The following is a 22,767-nucleotide window of genomic DNA, read 5'->3' as shown; positions in this document are numbered from 1 at the left end:
TCAACATCGTTACTCAACGTGATCCTTTCGGGTCAGAGCCGAGCCCTAACCTATCCATGATCACCAGCACCGCCCACAAACCAGCGGACAGTCCCATCCTTCGCGAGGGATCACGGTGGATCGGCGTGGGTTTCAAGAAACTCGCCGAAGTGTCGATCAAGATCGCGGAGAAGTGCGCCGATATCGTCAACAAGATACTCGAGCGAATTATCAAGCTAGCCACGAAAAGTGTACCGGTCGCCGGTCAGGTCGTGGCGGCTGTGGACTGGGTGGCAAGCGGTTTCGACGTTGACGAGTTCCCGTACTGGGCGGACGTCAACGGAGTCCTCGACCTGATCGACAAGGTGACGAGTCTGCACGCCAGCATTGAGACCCTGGTATCCAGCGCGGAGGATCTCTTCGCCGGCTTCGAGAAGGTACTTGATGCCATCTACCAGATTCCGGAAATCGGCTCGACGCACGACGCCGTCAATGTCCTCGACCAGTTTAAAGAGGGTAGCGACGAGATGACTGCCGCCGCTGAGGAGCACGAACAGGCGGCCAGCGAATACGAGAAGACACTTGACGAGATGGCTGCGGCGGGGGAAGAAGCATGAGCATGCGACTTGATCTGCAGAGTTTGCTGACCGCTTCGCTGGCGCCCGCCGAGCGGGCGTTCATCGAGCAGACCGAAGCGGCCGAAACGCGACTTGCCGAGGTGACCGAACAGGTCGCCGAGAACGAAGCGCAGGACAGCAAGCGCACCGAGGAATACGTCCAATCCCTGCGTGAATACGCGAAAGGGCCCGATGCGCCCGCGTCCTGGCGCCACCTCGCGGAACGCATCGAACGCGGCGAGCTGGATTGGCAGAACATCGTCGACGACGGCGCGCAGGCACACCTCATCGAGGTGACGACCAGGCCGACCGTACGGCCGCGGCGAGCGGCGGCATTCGACGAGGACGACTTTTCCCAGAACAGCTGGCTGCGCTGACCACCCACCTGGTCGTCTGAAACGACGCCCCGTGACCGCGTTCTTCAAGGTGAGCGCGGTGTCAGTGGTCGGGTTTCTGCCAGCCTGCTAGCTCCGGCGGGGTCCAGTTGGCGCCCACGGTCGCCGAGCCGGCAAGCCAGGAACCCAACTCTGGCTGGGCGAACTTGGCGTGCTTGTGCTTGAGCCAGATCCCGTAGGAGTTGCCCTCCTGCAAATGCTTGACCAGCACCTTGCGGGCGTACTCGTTCTCCCGCCCCGCCGGAATCTCGAAGTAGATCTTGAGGAACGCGTTGGTGTACCGGTCGAAAACCGCGTTCACCCCGTCCTCGGTCATCAACTCGATGTCCTCCAACCAGTTGATGTCCTCGCCGGGTGTCGCGGCATGCAGATCGACGTCGTCCACAAGGGACCGGTCGAACTGGTAGGGAAACGTCTTACCGGTCAGCTCCTCGGTGTCGATGCCCTTGCCACCAGACAGCCGCCGGTCAGCCAGATCAAACTGCTCAGACATTCGCACCACCTTGATTACCCGTGTCAGCCACGTGCTTCGCCAACAGTTCCTTCATCTCCGCGAGCGTACGATCCTCACTGACACCTGGTACGTAACTGGTCCCAGCGAGCGGAACCCTGGCCATCGCGGCTGCCTCGGTGGTCAACGCGCACAGATCCTCGGGCTCGAGGCTGTGCACATCCGTCTTACCGCAGGCCCGCGCCAGCATCTGCACTTCGAGCGTGAGCGTGTGCAGGAAGTTGTACACCCGCTCCGCGGCCTGATCGACCTCCAGCCGCTTGCGCAGCTCGGGGTCCTGGGTGGCCACACCGACCGGGCACCGCCCGGTGTGGCAGTGGTAGCACTTGCCAGCCTCCACCCCGATGGTGCCCTCGTAGTCGGTAACGCCGGGGATCTCCTTGTTGCAGTTCAACGCCATCAGCGCAGAGTGTCCAATTGCGATCGCCGAAGCGCCAAGTGCGAGGCATTTCGCGACATCCGCGCCGTTACGGATGCCACCGGCCACCACCAGATCGATATCGTCCGCGAGGCCAACGTCCTCGAGTGCCCGCCGCGCCTCCGGAATCGCCGACATCAGCGGAACTCCGGTCTCCTCGGTGGCGATATGCGGGCCAGCTCCGGTGCCGCCTTCCGCGCCGTCCAGATAGATGACATCAGGCCCACACTTGGCCGCCATCCGCACATCGTCGTAAACCCTGGCCGCACCCAGTTTCAGCTGGATCGGCACCTGATAATCGGTAGCCTCCCGCACCTCCTGGATCTTCAGCGAAAGATCATCAGGCCCGAGCCAGTCCGGATGCCGCGCCGGACTACGCTGATCGATTCCCGGCGGCAGCGAACGCATCTCGGCGACCTGCTCGGTCACCTTCTGACCCATCAGATGCCCGCCAAGACCCACCTTGCAGCCCTGGCCGATGAAGAACTCCACACCATCGGCCAGCATCAGATGATGCGGGTTGAACCCGTACCGGCTCTGAATCACCTGGTAATACCATTTGGTGGACAGGTCGCGTTCCGGCGGGATCATCCCGCCCTCGCCGGAACACGTTGCCGTGCCGGCCATCGACGCGCCCTTGGCCAGTGCCATCTTGGCTTCAAGGGACAGTGCTCCGAAGCTCATTCCGGTGATATAGACCGGAATATCGAGTTCGAGCGGCCGCTTCGCGAACCTACCGCCAAGCACCGTCCTGGTGTCGCACTTCTCCCGGTAGCCTTCGATGACGAACCGGGTCAGCGTGCCCGGCAGGAACATCAGCTCATCCCAGTGCGGGATCGGCTTGAACATCGAGAACCCGCGCATGCGGTACCGGCCGAGCTCGGACTTGGTGTGGATATCGTCGATGACTTCGGGCGTGAAGATCCTGCTCTGCCCGAGATTATGGGCGCTAGATTCCCCGTTTGGCGTCGTCATGCCTTGCACTCCCGTGGCGTAGCTGCGGTCAGAGCACCAGCTTGCGTTCGTTCGGTTCGAGATTGTCGTAGTTCCACAGCTTCTTGCCGCATACGAACTTCCGGAAGGTTGCCGGCTGGTCCAGCCGGTAGATCGCGCATTTCCGATCGATGAACTCCCGATCGGTCTCGGTCAGCTCTGCCTCCACACAGTCCACCCCGAGGGAAGCGACCTTGCCGCCAACGTAGATCGCCCCGTCGTACATTGAATCGCCCATGCCGTTGCCAGCATCGCCACAGATGATCTGCCGACCGCGCTGCATCATGAATCCGGTAAGCGTACCGGCGTTCCCGCCTACGACAATGGTGCCGCCCTTCTGGTCGATCCCGGTTCGCGCGCCAACATGGCCGCGGATAACCAGATCGCCTCCGCGCAGCGCGGCACCGGTCAGCGAACCAGCGTTCTTGTCCACAACGACCACACCGGACATCATGTTCTCCGCGACCGACCAGCCGACCCTGCCGGTCACGTGGATCTCCGGGCCGTCGATCAACCCACAGCCGAAGTAACCAAGGCTGCCATCGATCCGGACCCGGCAGCGCGCGAGTAGGCCGACCGAAAGCGAGTGCTTCGCACCGGGATTGTGCACGGTAACCTCGGTTACGCCTTCGCCGTAGACAAGTCGGCGCAGTTCCAGGTTGACCTGCCTGGTACTCAGTTCCGCCGCATCAAACTCGGCCGTGCTACCGGAAACGACCGCATTCTTCGGCGCGGTAGCATCCGGCTCGGCTAACCCTCTGATGTCGTACCGACCGCCCTGCGGTGCCGCGCTCACCTGCTCCACACCATCACCTCCCCCTCGTAAGGGTCATACGTGTCGATCTCGCGATTCAGCACCGATCGGATCGCGACTTCCTCCGAAGCCAGCGCGACCAGCTCTTCGGTCTCGTAGAGCACCAGTGGTTTCGCCGCCATCTCGTCCTTGGCCATGCCCAGGCTGGTCTCGGTGACCACCAGATACGTGAAGACGCCGTCCAGGTCGGTGAGGCTCTGCTTCATCGCGGTCTCAAGGGAAAGCCCGTCGGACATCCGCTGCGCGAGATACACCGCGATGATCTCCGAGTCGCACTCGGACTGGAACCGGTGGCCGAGCCGCTCGAGCCGGCGCCGCCACCGGTGATAGTTCGTCAGCTGTCCGTTGTGCACGACCGCAACATCGGAGAACGGGTACGCCCAGTACGGATGCGCGCCCGCTATATCCACATCGGACTCGGTGGCCATCCGGACATGGCCGATTGCATGCGAGCCCTGGAACTTGTCCAGCCGGTACTGCTGCGCCACGCTCTCCGCGTCACCAAGATCCTTCACGATCTCCAGCGAGTGGCCGAGCGAGAGCACCTCAACGCCTGGCACATCCTCGACGTAGTCGGCCAGCGGCTTGAGCTCACCGGCATAACGCAGCGTCGCCCGGTAAGCGTAGTCGGACTCGCCATCCATCCGGTCGACCTCGGCGCCGAGTTTGGCAAGGCGTTGCTCCACCGCGGTCCTGCTGCGGGCAAGCCGTTCCGCGTAGGCGAAGTCACCCGAATCGTTCGGATCGGCCAGCTTGAACCGCATGACGAGCAGTTCACTCGGGTCGCCGTAGAGGGCGTAGCCAGTCGAGTCGGGGCCGCGATGCTTCATCGCTTGCAGCATCCGGGTCATCTCGTCGCCGACGTCCCCGGTGTGTCCCCTATGGATTATTCCGGCGATGCCACACATCGCGATGTGCTCCCTTCCCCTTCACGGCAAGATGTCCAGGTACTCGCCGACGTCCCAGTCGGTAACCGCGGCGCAGAACCGCTCCCATTCGTCCCGCTTGTAATGCGTGAACACCCGGTACATATCGCCGGGCAACGCGCTCTGCACGACCTCGTCCTCGGACAGCGCGCGCAGCGCGTCGCCGAGCGTCATCGGGATCTTGCGGACCTGCTTACCTTCGGCCATCGCTTCATAGATGTTGCGCTCCTCCGGCTGGCCGGGGTCGAGGTTGCGGCGAATGCCGTCGCCCATCGACTTGATCAACCCGGACATGGACAGGTACGGGTTGACCGCCGAATCCACCGATCGGTACTCGAACCGGCCAGGCGCGCTGACCCGCAACGCCGTGGTGCGGTTCTGGAATCCCCAGTCGGCATACAGCGGCGCCCAGAAACCCGTGTCCCACAACCTGCGGTAGGAGTTCACCGTGGGCGAGGTCAGGCAGGTCAACGCGTCAAGGTGTTCGAGTACGCCACCAATCGCGGTCAAGCCGAGTTTGCTTGGCATTCTCGGGTTGTCCCCGTCCGGGAGGAACGCGTTACTTTCCCCTTCCCAGAGCGAGATGTTGTGGTGGCAACCATTCGCGGACACGCCCATGAACGGCTTCGGCATGAAACAGGGGAACGCGTCGAACTCCCTACCTACCTGCTTGCAGATCTGCCGGTAGGTGGTCAGCCGGTCGGCGGTGTACTCGGCCCGATCGAACTGCCAGTTCAGCTCGAGCTGGCCGGGCGCGTCCTCGTGATCGCCCTGGATCATGTCCAGGCCCATCGCCCGCCCGTACTCCATCACCCGGTGGATCAGCGGTTGCAGCTCGGCGAACTGGTCGATGTGGTAGCAGTACGGCTTGGTCTTGCCTTCCACGGAGGGCGAGCCATCCGGATTCCGCTTGAGCCACATCATCTCTGGCTCGGTGCCCGCACGGAGATGCAGGCCGGTCTCCTGCTCGAACTCGGCGTGGATACGTTTGAGGTTGCCCCGGCAGTCCGAGGTCAGGAACCCGCCGCCGTCGACGTCTTCCTCCCTACCGCGAAACAGCGTGCAGAACACCCGCGCGGTTTTCGGGTCCCACGGCAACACGCAGAAGGTCTCCACGTCGGGGATGCCGACCAGCTCACGCGCTTCGGCGCCATAGCCGATGTAATCCCCATGCCGATCGGTGAACAGGTTCGCGGTGGCGCCGTAGACCAGCTGAAACCCGTTATCCGCGAACCGCTCCCAGTGCGCGGCGGGAGCACCCTTGCCCATGATCCGGCCGGTCACCGAGACGAACTGAAAGTAGATGTATTCGACGCCGCGTTCGTCGATCTCCCGGCGAACCCTGGCGATGTCATCCTCCCGGCCAGGCTTTCCTACGAACTGGTCGAGATCGGAACTCATACTGGCCTCCTTCCCTCCGGCGGGTGACCGCCGTGGGGGCACGTTTGGCCTGTTGATGGTGGTGGGCTAGTTCACAATCCACACCCAGTAAACTCTGTCTCATCCGAGGAGACAACACCCCGAAGGCATCTGATTCCCACGATCACCGCGGCACTGGCTTACCGTATGGTCCTAAGCAGGGGCTATGAGCTGCACGGAAACGGAATTGGTGGAAACGGTCAAGCGTTGCCAGCGGAAGGTGCCGGATAATCGTTGATTCTGCCGAAACACGGTGCCGGCACAAACCGCGCGATCAGGGAGGGTATCGGCGTTATGGGCAGTGCGGACGACATGGCGGCGGACCTGGCCGGCTCAACCGACTCCGCCGGCCTCGAGGAGGCGCTCGGCGCGGTCATCGCCGACCGGGTGCGCGAGTTCCGGATCCAGCACGGTTGGACCGTCGGCAAGCTCGCCGAGCAGAGCAACCTGTCCAAGGGCATGCTTTCCAAGATCGAGAACGTCCAGGCATCACCAAGTCTGGCCACCCTTGCCAGGCTCTCGGACGCGCTCTCGGTACCGGTGACTGCGTTCTTCCGGGGCCTCTCCGAGGAACAGGACGTCGTTTTCGTCAAGGCGGGCAGCGGTCAGGACATCCAACACAAGGGCTCCGGGCCTGGCCATCGCTACCAGATGCTCGGCGCGATGCGCGCGCCACACGACAGCCTGGAACCGATGCTGGTCACGCTCACCGAGCGCACCGAGCCGTTCCCGCTCTACCAACATGCCGGCACCGAGTTCATCTTCATGATCTCCGGCAAGATGGAGTACTGCTACGGCAGCGCGCGTTACCTGCTCGAACCGGGCGATGCCATGCAGTTCGTCGGCGAGGTGATGCACGGGCCAGGCGAGTTGATCACCCTGCCGATCCAGTTCCTCGCGATCAAGTCGGTCTCCCCGGGAAGCTGAATCCACCCAACAGCGAGTTTCACTTCAGTGGACGATGTTTCTACTAGTCGCCGGTTCGCGGTGGCTTCTCCGTCTCGCCGGCAAGCTGGTCCGCCTCGGCGGCGGCGGTCAGCTCCGCCTCGTCTGGCAGCCATTCCGTACCGTCCTTGCCGAGTGCTCGCGCGGTACCCACTTTGCGGTAGATCGCCAATGCGCGTTCGTACTCCTGGTTTTCCACTTTGGTCTGCCGGATCTGCCAGAGCAGCCACAACAGGATGCTGATCACCACGAGCACGACTTCGCTGCCGGCAAACGGGAAGAGCGCGCCCACGCTCGCCGGATCGCTGAACGAGTCGACGCCGGTATTCATCGAGCTACCTCCGTTTCCTGTCCTCGCGCGCGATCGCGCCGGGCACCGTGTCCGCGCCAGCCGGCAGCGCGGTGTGGTTCATCGCCTCGGCAAGCGTTCGCTCATCCACGGTGATCTCGTCACTATCGGCGCGCCCCTGGAAATACGGGTAGGCCGACACGTGATCGTGTACGTCCAACCCGACCAGCTCGACTGCTCTCGGTACCCTGAGCAGTCCGAACCTGTTCAGCAGCTTCGCGACCAGGAAGATCGGCACGAAGCCAAGGCCGAACATGATCAGCGCACCGAGCAGGTTGCCGATCGGGTTGATCGCCGGCCAGCCGTCCGGGGTGGTGAACCACGCCGTGACGCCCTCGACGGGTGCAGCCGCCGGGTAGCCCCAGAGCATGAATCCCGCTACCACGACACCGAAAACCCCGGCATAACCGTGGATCGCCACCGCGCCGACCACATCGTCCAGCTTGAACTTTCGCTCCACCCAGAAATGCAGCTTGTAGATCAGGAAAACGCCGATCGCGGCGAGGATCATCGACTGCAACGGGTGGTAGAGGTCGTTACCGGACGAGGTGGCGATCACGCCAGCGAGTCCACCGGAGAACGTCCAGAACGGATTGCCCCTGCTGACCAGGTATGCGGCCAGGATCCCGCCGGAGAACGACATCAGGAAGTTCAGCGTGATCCCGGAAAGTGTGGTCGGCATCAGGTAGATGTTGGTCGCCGAGAAGTACACTTCGCCATCCGGACCGATATCGGTGATCGGGATATTGCAGGCGACGTAGAAGCCCCAGAACCCGGTGAAGATCAGGAACAGGCCAACGCAGGCCAGCCACACGTTATGCGGTTTGATATCCCGTACTTCGCCACGCGGTCCGAACTTGCCGATTCGTGGGCCGAGCACGATGAGTGCGCCGAGCGTGGCGCCACCGGCCAGCCCGTGAATCACGCCAGAGGCATAGGCGTCGTGGTAGCCCATGATCTGGACCATCCAGCCTTCCGGGTGCCAGCCCCAGGCTGCGTCGATGATCCACAGTACCGAGCCCACGATCGTTCCGATGATCAGGAATGCCGCGGTACGAACACGTTCCAGCAGTGCGCCCGAAACGATCGCCGCGGCCGTCCAGGAGAACAGCAGGAACGCCGCCCAGAAGACGCCGTTGATGCGATCGTCCAGATTGGGCGCCATGAGCTTCGACCACGGCGCGGTGTCAGCGGCGCCCTCGGCGATCCCGCCGGTGATGCCGGGCCCGTTCGCGAAAGCGTTGTAGATCCACCAGCCGAAGAAGAAGAACGTGATCGTCACAAGTGGAATGACCACAAACGTCTTCATCAGGGTGCGCTGCATGTTCTTTGGCCGCACCACGGCGATCTCGTAGGTCGCGAAGCCGACGTGGATGAGGAACATGAACACGACCGTCACCCAGTAGTAGAACTCACTGAAGATAATGGTCAGGGATTCGATCTGGTCCTGCATACCGAGACGCTCCTTGAACCTCGTCGTACGAGGAGCCGATGCCGATATGGATCGCCGCGGGCGCTTGCCGAACCCGAGTACGACAGGCTCGACCGATATCCGCGGTCGGATGAGTAGGCATTTGGTTCGGACCTAGGACCGTTATGTATCAGACCATCTGGGTAATCAGTGTGTCAAGACAGTGAACAGCCTCCGCTGGCCTCCTGAGCTAGCCGCGACCGCGTTTACCGTCCGAACCGAACACAATCACCCGCAGCTGTTCCCGGGTGCGCTCGATGTGTTCACGCATCAGGATCTCCGCCGCGTCCGGATCGGCATCCCGCACCGCACCGTAGATCGCCTGGTGATCGGCTTTGGTCTCTTCCACCGGTTCCACGTAGACGAGCAGATCGTGTGGACTGAACAGCTCGCCACGCGCGGAGTGCACGGCGTTTTCCAACCGCATGCTGCGCGCCGCCCGCGCGAGGCCACCGTGGAACTGCGAATCGGTCAGCCGGAATGCCGCCCGGCCGTCGACCTGATCAAGGTTGCGAATCGCCGAACGGAGTTTGGCGAGATCGGCGCGGTTTCGCCGGGATGCGGCCAGCCGCGCGGAATGACATTCGAGCGCGATCCGGAAGTCAATGATGTCATCGATCTCGCCGGACTGCTCGCGCATTCTGGCCCGCCAGTTCTCCACCGGCCGGTGCAACTCGGTGACGAAGGTACCTCCGTGCGCGCCGCGCCGCACCTCTACGTAACCGTCGTCCTGCAACTGCTTGATCGCTTCGCGCAGGCTGATGCGCGCGACACCGAGCTGTTCGGCGAGTTCACGCTCCGCGGGCAACCGGTCCCCCGGCCCAACCTCGCCACGATGTATGAGGCTACGCAAATGCTCCGCGACGCCCTGCGTCAACGTCATCGAGGTAACCACGCGGCTCATGATCTGGAGGCTACCACCGCGATTACCCAAAGAAGCCGCGCTAACCTTAAAGAACGCGGTCACGCACAGCCACCGCAAGATCCCAAAAGAATGCGACCAGAACCCGATCCGCGGAGCCCGGCAGTTCGCCCGCTCACCAACGTTTTCCTTCAGATTGCGGTTACCGAGCGTGCGCTTGACACGGGACTGTGATGGTGGTCGCATGATTGAAAGGTCCTAGGTCCGGACCTCAAACCAATCGACCGCCGGCCCACCACCCCGCCGGCGGGCGAGGAGGATCGCGATGTGCGGCATAGTCGGTCTGCATCTGAAGAACCCGGCGCTACACGGCCAGCTCGGCAGCCTGCTCGCACCCATGTTGGACTGCATGACCAGCAGGGGTCCGGATTCCGCCGGCCTCGCGCTCTATCACGACGAGGGCGCGCGCACGGTGATGGACGTGTACAAGGACGTCGGCCTGCCCAAGGAGATCTGCGCGCGCTACGACATCGCCAGCCGCACCGGGTTCCAGGGCATCGGCCATACCAGGATGGCCACCGAATCCGCGGTGACCACCGAGCACTCGCATCCGTTCACCCCTACCGAGCAACTTGCCTTGGTGCACAACGGTTCCTTCTCCAATCATGCGACGATCCGGCGCCGGCTGGTCCGCGAAGGGCACGTCTTCGATACGGACAACGACTCGGAGGTGGCCGCCAGGTACATCGCTGACCAGATGACCAAGGGCGCGGACCTGGACGACGCGATGCGCATGGTGCTCAAGGAGTTCGACGGCTTCTTCACGCTGCTGGTGACCACCAGCAGCCAGTTCGCGGTGCTACGGGATTCGTTCGCCTGTAAGCCGGCGGTCGTCGCCGAGACCGCGGACTACGTGGCATTCGGCTCCGAGTATCACGCGCTCGCCTCGCTACCCGGCCTCGCCGAAGCAACGGTGTTCGAACCCAGCCCGGAGGTGGTGTACACGTGGTCCAGGTAACCGAGGCGGACACGGTCCTCAACTGCGCCGAGCTGTCCACAAGGGAGGTCAACGCCGCGCTCGCCGAGTTGCCGGATGGCACACACGCCCGGATTACCGAGCCATGGGGACGGCACAACCTCGCGGTCGGGCTGAGCAACAGCTGCACGATCGAGATCGCCGGCAATGCCGGCTACTTCATCGGCGGCCTCGGCGCCGGCCCTGCGATCACCGTGCACGGGTTCGTCGGATGGTCGGTTGGCGAGAACCTGATGAGCGGCTCGATCACCGTGCATGGCAACGCATCCGAATGCGCAGGGGCATCCGCGCACGGCGGGCGGCTGGTGATCCACGGGGATGCCTCAGCCAGGGCGGGTATCTCGCTGAAGGGCGGCACGGTGCTCGTCGGCGGCGATGTTGGCCATATGAGCGGATTCATGGCGCAGGCCGGCGTGTTACTCGTCGGCGGTGACGCGGGCGACGCGCTCGGCGACTCGCTCTACGAAACGGTCATCTACGTCGCGGGCAGGATCGCCTCACTCGGCGCGGACGCGCGGATCGAGGAACTCACCGCCGACGACGTGCTCACCGTGAAGCGGCTGGTGGACAAGGCCGGTTTCGACCATATCGACCCGGAGAACGTGAAACGGGTGGCCTCAGCCAAGCAGCTGTACAACTTCGACGCGCTGAAGGATCAGAAGTACTGATGACCGAGATGCTCCCGCGACCGACCGCGCGTGCCGAACCAGCCGCCGACGAGATCCCCGCCGACGGGCGCCGGCGCAGCCATACCTTCCCCCCGGAGTCCATCGCGCAGATCCAGCGGATGGCCGAGGAAGGCCACTACGAGATTCGCGGTTGGGGCGCGAAACGCGCGCTGCCGAGTTTCGACGACCTAACCTTTCTCACCGCTTCGATCTCCCGCTATCCGCTCGAGGGGTACCGGGAGAAATGCGAGACCCGCACGGTGCTTGGCAGCAGGTTCGCCAGCAAACCGATCGAACTGGACATTCCGATCACGATCGCCGGGATGAGCTTCGGCTCGCTGTCGGCTGCCGCAAAGACCGCGCTCGGTACCGCGGCGACGGCAGTCGGCACCTCGACCACGACCGGCGACGGCGGTATGTCCACGGAGGAGCGTGCGGCCTCCCAGTTGCTGGTCTATCAATGCCTGCCGTCCAGGTACGGTTTCAACCTTGCGGATCTGCGCAAGGCGGACGCGATCGAGATCGTGGTCGGCCAGGGCGCCAAACCTGGCGGTGGCGGGATGCTGCTTGGCCAGAAGGTCAGCGATCGGGTGGCCGGCATGCGCACCCTGCCACCCGGCGTCGATCAGCGCTCCGCATCCCGGCACCCGGACTGGGTGGGTCCGGACGATCTGCGGATCAAGATCGAGGAGCTGCGCGAGGCGACCAGCTGGGAAAAGCCCGTGTACGTCAAGCTCGGCGCGACCAGGGTGACCAACGACGTGAAGCTGGCCGTGGCGGCTGGTGCCGATGTGGTTGTGGTGGACGGGATGCAGGGCGGTACCGGAGCCACTCAGGACGTCTTCCTGGAAAACGCCGGCATCCCCACGCTGCCAGCCGTCCGCCAGGCCGCGGCCGCGCTGCGCGAGATCGAGATGGAGGACCAGGTCCAACTGGTGGTTTCCGGTGGTATCCGTTCCGGATCCGATGTGGCCAAGGCGCTCGCCCTCGGCGCGGACGCGGTCTCCCTCGGCGTCGCGCCACTGGTCGCACTCGGCTGCAACAGCCGTACCTATCAGCGCGACGGGATAAGCCATGATGCGACCGAGGATTACCGCGCGCTCGGCACCGAACCTGGCCATTGCCACAAGATGCACACTGGACAATGCCCGGTCGGCATCGCCACGCAGGATCCCGAGTTGGAGGCAAGGCTCGATGCAGCAGCCGGCGCGCGCCGAGTGATCAACTATCTGAAGTCGGTGACGATGGAGCTCACCACACTCGCCAGGGCGTGCGGCAAGTCCGATGTGCACAACTTGGAACCCGAAGACCTCGTCGCGCTGACCGTGGAAGCGGCGGCGATGGCTGGGGTTCCTCTCGCTGGGACCAACTGGATCCCCGGTGAGCAACGCTAGTAGTAGGGAGTGTCATGGCACAGTCGCACCAGGAACTGAAAGCGCGCGCCACTGAGGATGGGATCGAGTTCTTCCTCGCGATGTTCGTCGACCTGCACGGTAAACCTTGCGCCAAGGCCGTGCCGATGGGCAGTTTCGACCAGCTGATGACCGACGGTGCGGGCTTCGCTGGTTTCGCCGCGGGCGACCTCGGCCAGACACCCGCCGATCCGGATCTCATCGCGATCCCCGACCCCGACTCCTACACCCCACTGCCGTGGAAACCGGGCGTGGCGGTACTGCACTGCGATCCGCATGTGGACGGTGAGCCATGGCCATACGCTCCTCGGGTGATCCTGCGCAACGCCCTTGACCGGCTGGCGACGGAGCGCGGCTGGCGGCTGATGACCGGCGTGGAAGCGGAGTACTCGCTGCTACGGCGGACCGAGGACGGCAAGCTCGTCATCGCGGACGCACTGGATTCCTCATCGAAACCGTGCTACGAGGTCAAAGGGCTGACCCGGATGTGGGAGCACCTTTCCGAACTATCCCGCTGTATGAACAAGTTGGGTTGGGGTAACTACGCGAACGACCACGAGGACGGCAACGGCCAGTTCGAGAACAACTTCGTCTTCGCGGACGCGCTGACCACCGCGGACCGCGCGATCTTCTTCCGTTACATGGTGCATATGCTCGCGCATGACGCCGGTATGACCGCCACCTTCATGCCGAAGCCATTCAGCGACGTCACTGGCAACGGAATGCATATGCACCAGAGCCTGTGGACGGTCGACGGTGAACCACTTTTCGGTGACGATACCGACGGGCGCGAACTCGGGCTGTCCAAAACAGCATATCGCTACATCGGCGGGCTGATGGCACATGGCCGGTCGGTATCCGCGGTGATCTGCCCGACGGTGAATTCCTATAAACGTATCGGCGTTGGCCCGCCGACCTCGGGCTCCACCTGGGCGCCGGCATACGTTGCCTACGGCGGAAACAACCGCACACTGATGCTGCGCATTCCCGAGGGAGGCAGGGTCGAACATCGCGGGGTGGACGGCGCGGCCAATCCGTATCTCGCCGCCGCCGCACTGCTCGGCGCCGGGCTGGACGGAATCGATCGCGAGCTCGATCCAGGCGAGCCGGTGCACGACAACCTGTTCGCGCTGTCCGCACAGGAAGTCGCCGACCGGAACATCGAGCACCTGCCGAGAACCCTTGATGGCGCCGTGCGCGAGCTGGTCGCCGATCCGGTACTGCGGGCCGCCCTCGGCAAGGTGCCCGGCGGGGATTTCATCGACTACTACGGGAAAGTCAAGCGCGCGGAATTCGAGGAATACCACGCGAATGTGTCGGAATGGGAGATTGACAGGTATCTGACGTTGATCTGAGCGGCTGCAACCCAAGCTCCATCGGGGAATAATTTCCACTGCGGCAATTAATAAATTGCCTCTGCGGCAATTGTTTCTGACCAGGAAACGTTGTCTCATCTTAGACTTGTCCAGCCGCCAGCCGCACACCTAGGATTCGGATATCCGAGCTCGGAGGGACTACGTGGTTATCGGCAACGGATCGACCAATGGGCAGTCGCGAAAGAACGGAAACCGGCGGCGAAACGGAAAACCATCGAAGTATTCCGCTTTCAGTCTACTGCGACACGGGTTATCGCAGGGCGCGGATTGGCCACGCGCCTGGCGCGAGCATCCGATCCGGGCAAGCTATGACGTGGTGATCATCGGCGGCGGGGTGCACGGTCTGGCCACCGCCTACTACCTCGCGAAGAACCACGGGATCACCAATGTGGCGGTACTCGACAAGGGCTATCTTGGCGGCGGGGGATCTGGCCGCAACACGGCAATCCTCCGGTCGAACTACCTGACCCCGGAAGGCGTCCGGTTCTATGACCGCTCGATGCAACTGTACGAGCACCTTGCCGCCGACCTGAACTTCAACGTGATGTTCTCCCGCAGGGGACACCTCACACTGGCCCACAACGACAGCTCGCTGCGCACCATGCGGTGGCGCGCGGAGGTGAACAAGCAGCAGGGCGTCGATTCCGATGTGATCGATCCGAATGAGATAGCCAAACTCGTGCCATACCTGGAAACCTCGCCGAACACCAGATACCCGATCCTTGGCGCGCTCTACCATCCACCCGGCGGCATCATCCGGCACGACGCTGTGGTGTGGGGGTATGCTCGCGGCGCCGACGCGAACGGTGTGCATCTGCACCAGAACACCGAAGTCACCGGAATCGACGTAGCCGATGGTCGGGTGACCGGTGTGCGGACGAGGCGGGGCCGGATCGCGACCGGCGCGGTGGTCAACTGCACGGCCGGCTGGTCGACGATCATCTCCGATATGGCTGGTGTCTCGATGCCGGTCACCACCTCGCCGCTACAGGCCGCGGTGACCGAACCGGTGCGCCCGTTCCTGGACACCGTGGTGGTTTCCGGCACGCTACATGTGTATGTGAGTCAAACCGATCGCGGTGAGCTCGTGTTCGGCGCGAGCGTGGACCCGTTCACCTCATACTCGATGCGCGGCTCGCTCGAGTTCGTGGAGGGCCTTGCTGGGCACGTTCTCGAGCTGATGCCCGCGCTGTCCAAGATGCGGTTGCTCCGGCAGTGGGCTGGTCTCTGCGATATGACCCCGGACTACTCGCCGATCATGGGACCTACCGAGGTGGACGGGTTCTATGTGGACGTTGGGTGGGGAACGTACGGGTTCAAGGCCGGGCCGGTGTCCGGTGAGGCCATGGCGGAATGCGTTGCGACCAAGCGAACGCCGGAGATCATCGCGGCTTTCCCGTTGAGTCGCTTCGACGCGGGTGAACTGGTAGGCGAGAAGGGCGCGGCCGCGGTCGGCCACTAGCAGGTGTGCGGAGAGGACTATCCATGATTCAGCTGCCCTGCCCCTGGTGCGGGCCGCGCAACGTTACCGAGTTCAGCCATGAGGGCGAGCCGGCGACACGCCCCGATCCCGGTACCGCCACGCCCGAACAATGGCGCGGCTACCTCTACTTCCGGCGCAATGCGCGTGGTTGGACCGAGGAGACGTGGTACCACTCCGCTGGCTGCCGCCGGTTCTTCCGGCTGCGTAGGGACACGGTCAGCAATACGGCACTGCCAGCTGGCGAGCGGGCGGAGGGATCGGCATGACCCAGCAGCCGACGCGAACGACAACGCGCACCGAAGGCCGGTTCCGCCTTCCCGTACAGCAAGGCGAAGTACTCGACCGCGGGCGCCAGTTCGAGTTCTTCTGGAACGGCAGTACGGTCGCCGCCTACCGGGGGGACACCATCATCTCCGCGCTCGCCGCGGCCGGCGAGCGGATCTTCTCGCGTAGCTACAAGTACCACCGCCCGCGCGGGCTGCTCACCGCGAGCGCACACGATCCCGGCTGCATGGTGCAGGTCGGCGACGAGCCGAACGTGCGCGGCGCGCACCGGTTGGTCACCGAGGGAATGCGGGTCAGCGCGCAGAACGCCTGGCCATCGCTGCGGTTCGACATCAAGGCGGCGAACGGGCTTGCTGGCCGGTTCCTCCCGCCCGGCTTCTACTACAAGACCTTCATCAAGCCCGAGCGGTTGTGGCCAGCCTACGAGAAGGTGCTGCAGCGGTTCGTGCACGCGGGCGAGGTGTTCCCGGATACCCCACATGACTACTACGACAAACGCTATGCGCACCCAGATGTGTTGATCGCCGGTGGCGGCCCCGCCGGGATGACCGCCGCGCTGGCCGCCGCGCGTGCTGGTGCGCGCGTCATGCTCGTCGAAGAGGAACACCAGCTTGGTGGGCACCTGCGCTGGGCCGACCCACCGGCGGCACGGCAGCTGAGCGCGGAGGTCACCGCGCAGGACGGCATCGAGGTGCTTACCGATTCGGTCGTGCTCGGCCGCTACGACCAGAACTGGATCGCCGTGGTGCAACGCGGTCATCCTGGTGTCGCGGAGCGGCTGATCAAGGCACGGGCGCGGGCTTTCGTAGTAGCAGCCGGTTTGCTCGAGCGACCATATGTGTTCGCGGGCAACGATGTCCCTGGCGTGATGCTGTCCACCGCGGTCCGCCGGTTGATCAACCTGCACGCGGTACGGCCCGGCCAGCGGGCGGTCGTGCTCACCGCGAACGACGAAGGCGATGCGGCGATCGACGACCTACGCGGGGCGGGTGTGGAGATCGCGCATATCGCCGATGCCCGCAACGGCGGCGATATCCTGCGCGCGCATGGACGCAAGGACTTGCGCGCGGTGGAGCTGCCCGGTGGGCGCAAGATCGAGGCCGACCTACTGGTCACCGCGACCGGATGGACCGCGCCAACCGCGCTGTTGAACATGGCCGGTGACGTCCCGACATACTCACCGACCGCGGCACGTTTCCTGCCCGGCGGAACCACCGACGACAACGTCTTCGCCACCGGCGGTATCGCCGGCGACGGAACCCTTGACGAGCTGTGTACACATGCCGATGCGGTTGGCCGCGCGGCAGCCCGCGCTGGGCTGCGAGCCAACCGAGCCGCGCGCGCCGGCCTGCCGACCCTGGCCGCCGAGCCGCCGGCTCCCGCCGAGGACGAGCAGGTAGCGATTCCGGAGCTCGGCGTTGCCGCACATCCCGCGCTGTTTCGCGGGGCGACCCACGGCATGGTCGACTACTCCGAGGATGTGTCCTCGAAGGACATCCACCTTGCCGTGCGGGAAGGCTACGACTCCGCCGAGCTGGCCAAGCGCTACACCACCGCGACCATGGGGCCATTGCAGGGCAAGTTGGAAACGATCAATGCGATCGCGATGGTGGCCGAAGCGACCGGGCGCGGTATCGCGGAGACCGGAACCACCACCTGGCGCCCGATGTACACCCCGGTCACCCTTGGCGCTCTTGCCGGCAGGAACTTCGAACCGGTCCGGTACTCACCCATGCAGCCGTGGCACACGGCCAATGCGGCAAGGCCGCTGGTGGCCGGGCAGTGGATCCGTCCGGACGACTACGGGGACCCGGCTGCCGAGGTTCGCGCGGTACGCGAAGCCGTCGGCATCATCGATGTGACCCCGATCGGCAAGCTCGACCTGCGCGGGCCGGACATCCCGAAGCTGCTGAACCTGTTGTATGTCAACAAATGGTCCAAGCTCGGTATCGGCAAGGTGCGCTACGGCGTGATGTGCGCCGAGGACGGTGTGGTCTTCGACGACGGGGTGACCGGCCGGCTCGGCGAGAACCACTACCTGATGAGCACCACCTCCTCCGGGGCCGCTGCCGTCTGGAAATGGGTGGAGAGCTGGCTGCAAACCGAACATCCGGAATGGCAGGTGCATGTCACCCCGGTAACCACCGGCTACGCCAGTATCAACGTCGCCGGCCCGAAATCCCGCGAGCTGGTTGACAGGTTGACCGAGGGCGTCGACCTGAGCGCCGAGGCATTCGGCTATATGCAGGTGCGTACCGGCACGATCGCCGGCGTACCGGACTGTGTGCTGTGGCGGATCGGCTTCACCGGGGAACTGTCCTATGAGCTGCATGTGCCGGCCAGTTACGGGCTACACGTCTGGGAAGCACTGGTCCAGCACGGTGCCGATCTCGGGGTGCGCCCGTTCGGTGTGGAGGCACAGCGCATCCTGCGGCTGGAGAAGGGGCACTTCATCGTCGGGCAGGACACCGATGGGCTCACCAAGGCATACAGCGCTGCCTTGGACTGGGCGGTGAAACTGGACAAGGACGATTTCGTCGGTAAACCGGAGTTGGCCTGGCAGTCCGAGAGTACGACGGGAAGCAAACTGGTTGGCCTGCAACCGGTCGACGGCGCCGTGGTGCCTGCGGAAGCAAGCCAGATCATCACCTCGACCGGCAAGATCGGCGGGCGGATCACCTCGAGCCGGTTCTCCCCCACCCTCGGCCGCGCGATCTGCCTTGGACAGCTCGACGCGAGCCTGGCCACCCCGGGTACCGAGGTGGCCGTGCAGCTTCCGGACGGGCAGCGGACCACCGCGCGGGTCACCGAGCACCTGGCGCATGTGGACCCGGAAGGTAAGCGGCAGGAGATCACCGACCCGGCACCGCAACCGCGTTCCGGCGAGCCCGGCCTGGCCCGCAGCGCGGTCACCCCGGTTGGCGATACCGGAACGCACGCGGGCTGGCTGGTCAGCACCAAGCACAGCACCGCTGCCCTGCGGCTGTCCGACCGTGGACCGCTGACCAAGATATCCGTGCGTGCCGCGCCAGATGGCCAGCTTGCCAACGAACTCGGTACAAGGTTCGGGCGAACCACCCGCGATGCGCACGGCACACTTGTTGTTGGCTCCGGTCCTGGCGAGTGGCTGGTACTCGGCGCGCCGAGCGCGCACGACACGCTGCTCACCGACTGGCAGCGACGCGCCGAGGACGGTGATGAGTTCGCCAGCGCCGTGGACCTCACACACGGTCGGGCGCTCTTCCGGTTGACCGGGCCGGACGCACCGCAGCTGCTCGCGAAGGTCTGTGGCATCGACTTCGCGGACGAGTTCACTCCGGACGGTGCCGCGCTGCGTAGTTCGGTGGCCAAGCTGGTTACCGACATCATCCGGGACGACGTCGAGCAGACCACGAGCTATTTGCTGCACTGTGAACGATCCTCCGGGCAGTACCTTTTCGAGGCGCTGCTGGATGCCGGCGCCGAGTTCAACATCGAGTTGGACGGCTATCCCGTCGCCACCGAACACTGAGGAGCACCATGGCTTTCCCGAGTGACCTGGAAATCGCGAGGAGTGCCTCGCTGAAGCCGATGGATGACGTCGCGGCCGAGATGGGTCTGCCGCAGCACCTGCTCGAGCCCTACGGTAGCGATGTGCTGAAGGTCGGTCTCAATGCGATCGATGAGCTCGCCGATGCGCCGAGGGCGAAGTACATCCTGGTCAGTGCGATCACGCCCACCCCGCTCGGCGAGGGCAAGACGACAACCACGGTCGGGCTCGGGCAGGCGTTCAAGCATATTGGCAAACGCGCCACGGTGGCGATCCGCCAGCCGTCCATGGGGCCAACGCTGGGTATCAAGGGTGGCGCGGCCGGCGGCGGGTACAGCCAGGTGGTTCCGATGGAACTGCTGAACCTGCATCTTACTGGAGATATGCACGCGGTTACCGCCGCGCATAACCTGCTTTCCGCGATGGTCGACAACCACCTGTATCAGGGAAACAAGCTCGGTCTCGACCTCACCGAGATCACCTGGCGCCGGGTGCTGGACATGAACGACCGCGCGCTGCGCAATATCGTCGTCGGCCTTGGCAGCAAGAGCGACGGGGTACCAAGGCAGACCGGGTTCGATATCACCGCAGCTTCCGAGGTGATGGCCGCGCTCGCGCTGACCACCGGGATGGATGATCTGCGCGGCCGGCTCGGCCGGATCGTGGTCGGCTACACCACCGAGGGTGAGCCGGTCACCGCTGACCAGCTGGACGCGGCCGGCGCGATGACGGTGCTGCTCCGCGAGGCGATCAAGCCCAACCTGATGCAGACCTACGAGAACACTCCAGTACTTGTACATTGTGGACCATTCGGCAATATCGCCACCGGGAACTCCTCGGTGGTCGCGGACCTGATCGGGCTGCACTGCGGCGACTACCTGGTCACCGAGGCCGGTTTCGGCGCGGATATGGGCGCCGAGCGGTTCTTCAACATCAAGTGCCGGGTTTCCGGGCAGCGACCGGATGCGGCGATCGTGGTGGCCACGGTACGGGCACTGAAGGCACACTCCGGTAAGTTCCGCATCGTTGCGGGTAAACCACTGCCGGAGGATCTGCTCGCGGAGAACCCGGACGACGTCCACGCCGGTGCCGCGAACCTGCGCAAGCAGATCGAGAACATCCGGCTACACGGGGTTTCCCCGGTGGTGGCGATCAACGCGTTCCCCACCGACCATCCCTCGGAACACGCGGCGATCAGGGAGATCGCGGCCTCGATGAACGCCAGGTCGGCGGTGTGCACCAACTTCGCCGAGGGCGGTGCCGGCGCGGCGGAGCTCGCCGAAGCGGTCGCCGAGGCCGCCGATGAGCCGAACGATTTCGCGTTCCTGTATCCAGCGGAAGCCACCCTTCGGGAGAAGATCGAGACGATCGCGACCAAGGTGTACGGCGCGGACGGCGTCAGCTATGCGCCACTCGCCAAGCGGCAACTGAACACCTACGAACGCGCCGGGTTCGGCAACCTGCCCATGTGTATGGCCAAGACACATCTGTCCATCTCCTCGGACCCGACGCTCAAGGGTGCGCCAACCGGCTGGACGCTGCCGGTGCGCGAGGTACGTGCCTCGGTCGGCGCCGGGTTCGTCTACCCCATCTGTGGGGAGATGCGCACCATGCCCGGCCTGGGCACCGCGCCGGCGGCCGCGCGGATCGACCTGGACGAGCAGGGTGAGATCGTCGGCCTCTCCTGACCAATCGCGTGTGGAGGGAATGTGCACACCATCGACCAGCGGCGGATCGGGGAATTCCTGAGCGATGTCGCCAGTCGCACCCCAGCCCCTGGGGGCGGGGCCGCGGCTGCGGTCACCGCGGGTACCGCTGCCGGTCTGGTGGCGATGGCCGCGCGGTTCAGCACCGGAGAGCTGGCTGAACTCGCCGAACGCGCGGACAAGCTGCGCGTGGAGGTGGTCCCGCTTGCCGACGCGGATGCCGAGGTCTACACCGAAGTACTCGCGGCGTACCGGCTGGCTCGCTCGATCCCGGACCGGCAGCAGCGGATCACCGACGCGCTGCGCGCGGCCGCCCGGGTTCCGCTGCGCATCGCCGAGATCGGCGCGGATCTAGCCCAGCTGGCCGCCCGGCTCGTCGAGGAAGGTAATCCGAATCTCAAGGGCGACGCGCAGGGTGCCGCGTTGCTCGCCGAGGGAGCTACCCGGACGGCGGCTAGTTTGGTACGGATCAATGCCGAGCTGGGCGGTCTCGGCTACGCCTGGTTCAGCGCGGCCGAGGAATGCACTCGGGTCGCCATGGGCGCTAGCCGCGCCACGGTGCGGTGCTGCCGATGAGCGCGCTACTGATCGATGGCAAAGCCTACGCGGCTGATCTGCGTAACGAGCTCACCGCGCAGGTGGCCGAGCTCGCCGAGGAGGGCTGCCAACCAGGATTGGCCACCGTGGTCGCCGGGGATGCCTACCCTGCGCACGCCTACGAGCGCCGGGTGCGCCGGCTCGCCGAACAGCTTGGCCTGCACTACGTCCGCGAGGCACTACCGGCCGATGTGCCGGAAGCCGAAGCGGTCGCCACGGTCGGCAAGCTCTGCTCGGACCCCCGGATCTCCGGCATTCTGATCCTGCGCCCGCTACCGCCGCAGGTATCCGAGGCGACGTTGTACCGTGCGCTCGATCCGCTGAAGGACATCGAGTCCGTGCATCCGGTCAACGCCGGCCTGCTCGCGCTGGACCGGCCGAGGTTCGTACCGTCCACCCCGGCATCCGTGTTTCATCTGCTCGACCGTTATCTCCGGGAGTCCGGTCGCGATCCGGAACGGGTGTATCAGGGCAGCAATATGGTGATCGTCGGGCGTTCCGCCAACGTCGGTAAGCCAGCGGTCAACCTCGGTATGGCGCGCGGCGCGACCGTGCTTTCCTGCGATGTGCACAGTTATCGCGCCGGTTTGTTGTTCGAGCACACCGCGCACGCCGATATCGTCATCATCGCGGCCGGCTCGCCCGGCCTGCTACGCGGCGAGCACGTCCGGGACGGGGTCATCGCGGTGGACGTCGGCATCAACGCGGTACCTGATACAGAAACAGGCAAGATCCGGCTGGTCGGTGATCTGGATTTCCGCAGCGTGGCCGAACGTGCCGAAGCCATCACCCCGGTACCGGGAGGGGTCGGGCCGATCACCGATGTCTGGCTGTTGCGCAACACGATCGCGGCAGCCCGGTTGGCACGCGGGGTGGCGACGGCTCGCCCGTGGATCGAGGGCATGCGCCTGCAGCCAGCTGACGGTCTGCTCAGCGCCGGCTAGGGGTTTACAGCTAGCCCGCTCGTTGCGGATAT

Annotated in this window: 21 protein-coding genes; 13 read left to right on the top strand and 8 right to left on the bottom strand. The window is 64.7% G+C overall.

The window, feature by feature from the left end; all coding sequences use genetic code 11:
• Both EV191_RS27050 and EV191_RS27045 read left to right on the top strand, forming a co-directional pair.
• Positions 1 to 596, top strand: a 596-nt coding sequence (locus EV191_RS27050; protein WP_207894761.1) for a hypothetical protein, incomplete at its 5' end; no start/stop codon positions are given.
• Complete coding sequence (locus tag EV191_RS27045) at positions 593 to 973, top strand: hypothetical protein (RefSeq protein ID WP_132880559.1); 381 nt, start codon at positions 593 to 595, stop codon at positions 971 to 973. The genes EV191_RS27050 and EV191_RS27045, both read left to right, overlap by 4 nt.
• A 61-nt stretch (positions 974 to 1,034) precedes the next feature.
• Here EV191_RS27045 and EV191_RS27040 read toward each other — a convergent pair whose 3' ends face one another.
• Genes EV191_RS27040 through EV191_RS27020 form a run of 5 tightly spaced genes read right to left on the bottom strand, consistent with a single transcriptional unit; the run spans position 1,035 to position 6,054 of the window.
• Positions 1,035 to 1,484 (bottom strand): hypothetical protein, encoded by a 450-nt coding sequence (locus EV191_RS27040; protein WP_132880557.1) that lies wholly within the window; start codon positions 1,482 to 1,484, stop codon positions 1,035 to 1,037.
• Positions 1,477 to 2,895, bottom strand: a complete 1,419-nt coding sequence (locus EV191_RS27035) for an FMN-binding glutamate synthase family protein (RefSeq protein ID WP_132880556.1) — start codon at positions 2,893 to 2,895, stop codon at positions 1,477 to 1,479. The genes EV191_RS27040 and EV191_RS27035 overlap by 8 nt, the downstream gene beginning before the upstream one ends.
• Before the next feature lie 28 nt (positions 2,896 to 2,923).
• The gene (locus EV191_RS27030; protein WP_207894757.1) at positions 2,924 to 3,709 is read right to left on the bottom strand and encodes a GltB/FmdC/FwdC-like GXGXG domain-containing protein; all 786 of its coding nucleotides are present in this window, start codon (positions 3,707 to 3,709) and stop codon (positions 2,924 to 2,926) included.
• On the bottom strand, positions 3,706 to 4,635 hold the full coding sequence (locus EV191_RS27025) for a class II glutamine amidotransferase domain-containing protein (protein ID WP_132880552.1): 930 nt from the start codon (positions 4,633 to 4,635) through the stop codon (positions 3,706 to 3,708). Before EV191_RS27025 ends, EV191_RS27030 begins: the two co-directional genes overlap by 4 nt.
• 21 nt (positions 4,636 to 4,656) lie before the next feature.
• Positions 4,657 to 6,054, bottom strand: coding sequence for a glutamine synthetase family protein (locus tag EV191_RS27020; RefSeq protein ID WP_132880551.1), 1,398 nt, complete (start codon positions 6,052 to 6,054; stop codon positions 4,657 to 4,659).
• A 252-nt stretch (positions 6,055 to 6,306) separates the two neighbouring features.
• Between EV191_RS27020 and EV191_RS27015 the strand changes: the two genes are divergently transcribed.
• A complete protein-coding gene (locus EV191_RS27015; RefSeq protein ID WP_207894754.1) occupies positions 6,307 to 6,999 on the top strand; it encodes a helix-turn-helix domain-containing protein in 693 nt (230 codons plus the stop codon).
• Between the two features lie 43 nt (positions 7,000 to 7,042).
• Here EV191_RS27015 and EV191_RS27010 read toward each other — a convergent pair whose 3' ends face one another.
• The 3 genes from EV191_RS27010 to EV191_RS30870 form a co-directional block, all read right to left on the bottom strand.
• Entirely contained in the window at positions 7,043 to 7,348 is a 306-nt protein-coding gene (locus EV191_RS27010) for a hypothetical protein (protein ID WP_132880549.1), read from the bottom strand.
• A gap of 4 nt (positions 7,349 to 7,352) precedes the next feature.
• Positions 7,353 to 8,819, bottom strand: coding sequence for an ammonium transporter (locus EV191_RS27005; protein WP_132880547.1), 1,467 nt, complete (start codon positions 8,817 to 8,819; stop codon positions 7,353 to 7,355).
• Between the two features lie 208 nt (positions 8,820 to 9,027).
• A complete protein-coding gene (locus EV191_RS30870) occupies positions 9,028 to 9,741 on the bottom strand; it encodes a FadR/GntR family transcriptional regulator (RefSeq protein WP_165913120.1) in 714 nt (237 codons plus the stop codon).
• 283 nt (positions 9,742 to 10,024) lie between these two features.
• Here EV191_RS30870 and EV191_RS26995 point away from each other — a divergent pair, with 283 nt between their 5' ends.
• The 10 genes from EV191_RS26995 (at position 10,025) to EV191_RS26950 (ending at position 22,735) form a co-directional block, all read left to right on the top strand.
• Positions 10,025 to 10,717 carry a class II glutamine amidotransferase domain-containing protein gene (locus tag EV191_RS26995; RefSeq protein WP_132880544.1) on the top strand — a complete coding sequence of 231 codons (693 nt, stop codon included), beginning with the start codon at positions 10,025 to 10,027 and terminating at the stop codon, positions 10,715 to 10,717.
• Entirely contained in the window at positions 10,705 to 11,403 is a 699-nt protein-coding gene (locus EV191_RS26990) for a GltB/FmdC/FwdC-like GXGXG domain-containing protein (RefSeq protein WP_132880542.1), read from the top strand. The genes EV191_RS26995 and EV191_RS26990 overlap by 13 nt, the downstream gene beginning before the upstream one ends.
• Entirely contained in the window at positions 11,403 to 12,797 is a 1,395-nt protein-coding gene (locus EV191_RS26985; protein WP_165913119.1) for an FMN-binding glutamate synthase family protein, read from the top strand. Before EV191_RS26990 ends, EV191_RS26985 begins: the two co-directional genes overlap by 1 nt.
• A gap of 14 nt (positions 12,798 to 12,811) precedes the next feature.
• Positions 12,812 to 14,170, top strand: coding sequence for a type III glutamate--ammonia ligase (gene glnT / locus EV191_RS26980; RefSeq protein WP_132880540.1), 1,359 nt, complete (start codon positions 12,812 to 12,814; stop codon positions 14,168 to 14,170).
• 337 nt (positions 14,171 to 14,507) lie between these two features.
• On the top strand, positions 14,508 to 15,653 hold the full coding sequence (locus EV191_RS26975; RefSeq protein WP_243659262.1) for an FAD-dependent oxidoreductase: 1,146 nt from the start codon (positions 14,508 to 14,510) through the stop codon (positions 15,651 to 15,653).
• A 23-nt stretch (positions 15,654 to 15,676) separates the two neighbouring features.
• Positions 15,677 to 15,940, top strand: coding sequence for a sarcosine oxidase subunit delta (locus tag EV191_RS26970; RefSeq protein WP_132880539.1), 264 nt, complete (start codon positions 15,677 to 15,679; stop codon positions 15,938 to 15,940).
• Complete coding sequence (locus EV191_RS26965; RefSeq protein WP_132880537.1) at positions 15,937 to 19,470, top strand: 2Fe-2S iron-sulfur cluster-binding protein; 3,534 nt, start codon at positions 15,937 to 15,939, stop codon at positions 19,468 to 19,470. The genes EV191_RS26970 and EV191_RS26965 overlap by 4 nt, the downstream gene beginning before the upstream one ends.
• Positions 19,471 to 19,478: 8 nt before the next feature.
• Entirely contained in the window at positions 19,479 to 21,176 is a 1,698-nt protein-coding gene (locus tag EV191_RS26960; protein ID WP_132880536.1) for a formate--tetrahydrofolate ligase, read from the top strand.
• A 21-nt stretch (positions 21,177 to 21,197) separates the two neighbouring features.
• The gene (locus tag EV191_RS26955; protein ID WP_207894751.1) at positions 21,198 to 21,770 is read left to right on the top strand and encodes a cyclodeaminase/cyclohydrolase family protein; all 573 of its coding nucleotides are present in this window, start codon (positions 21,198 to 21,200) and stop codon (positions 21,768 to 21,770) included.
• Complete coding sequence (locus EV191_RS26950; protein WP_132880532.1) at positions 21,767 to 22,735, top strand: bifunctional 5,10-methylenetetrahydrofolate dehydrogenase/5,10-methenyltetrahydrofolate cyclohydrolase; 969 nt, start codon at positions 21,767 to 21,769, stop codon at positions 22,733 to 22,735. The genes EV191_RS26955 and EV191_RS26950 overlap by 4 nt, the downstream gene beginning before the upstream one ends.
• Positions 22,736 to 22,767 lie beyond the last annotated feature (32 nt).

Origin of the sequence: Tamaricihabitans halophyticus (assembly GCF_004340875.1) — a bacterium.
Lineage (GTDB): Bacteria > Actinomycetota > Actinomycetes > Mycobacteriales > Pseudonocardiaceae > Tamaricihabitans > Tamaricihabitans halophyticus.
The sequence above is the reverse complement of the archived record's forward strand: the minus strand, read 5'-3'. Positions and strand labels throughout refer to the sequence as shown.

Coding starts and splice junctions, on each gene's coding strand:
- EV191_RS27010 (WP_132880549.1), bottom strand. CDS start 7,348: ATGAATACCGGCGTCGACTCGTTCAGCGATCCGGCGAGCGTGGGCGCG.
- EV191_RS26950 (WP_132880532.1), top strand. CDS start 21,767: ATGAGCGCGCTACTGATCGATGGCAAAGCCTACGCGGCTGATCTGCGT.
- EV191_RS27035 (WP_132880556.1), bottom strand. CDS start 2,895: ATGACGACGCCAAACGGGGAATCTAGCGCCCATAATCTCGGGCAGAGC.
- EV191_RS30870 (WP_165913120.1), bottom strand. CDS start 9,741: ATGAGCCGCGTGGTTACCTCGATGACGTTGACGCAGGGCGTCGCGGAG.
- EV191_RS27025 (WP_132880552.1), bottom strand. CDS start 4,635: ATGTGTGGCATCGCCGGAATAATCCATAGGGGACACACCGGGGACGTC.
- EV191_RS26960 (WP_132880536.1), top strand. CDS start 19,479: ATGGCTTTCCCGAGTGACCTGGAAATCGCGAGGAGTGCCTCGCTGAAG.
- EV191_RS26965 (WP_132880537.1), top strand. CDS start 15,937: ATGACCCAGCAGCCGACGCGAACGACAACGCGCACCGAAGGCCGGTTC.
- EV191_RS27045 (WP_132880559.1), top strand. CDS start 593: ATGAGCATGCGACTTGATCTGCAGAGTTTGCTGACCGCTTCGCTGGCG.
- glnT (WP_132880540.1), top strand. CDS start 12,812: ATGGCACAGTCGCACCAGGAACTGAAAGCGCGCGCCACTGAGGATGGG.
- EV191_RS27020 (WP_132880551.1), bottom strand. CDS start 6,054: ATGAGTTCCGATCTCGACCAGTTCGTAGGAAAGCCTGGCCGGGAGGAT.
- EV191_RS27040 (WP_132880557.1), bottom strand. CDS start 1,484: ATGTCTGAGCAGTTTGATCTGGCTGACCGGCGGCTGTCTGGTGGCAAG.
- EV191_RS26995 (WP_132880544.1), top strand. CDS start 10,025: ATGTGCGGCATAGTCGGTCTGCATCTGAAGAACCCGGCGCTACACGGC.
- EV191_RS26985 (WP_165913119.1), top strand. CDS start 11,403: ATGACCGAGATGCTCCCGCGACCGACCGCGCGTGCCGAACCAGCCGCC.
- EV191_RS27005 (WP_132880547.1), bottom strand. CDS start 8,819: ATGCAGGACCAGATCGAATCCCTGACCATTATCTTCAGTGAGTTCTAC.
- EV191_RS26970 (WP_132880539.1), top strand. CDS start 15,677: ATGATTCAGCTGCCCTGCCCCTGGTGCGGGCCGCGCAACGTTACCGAG.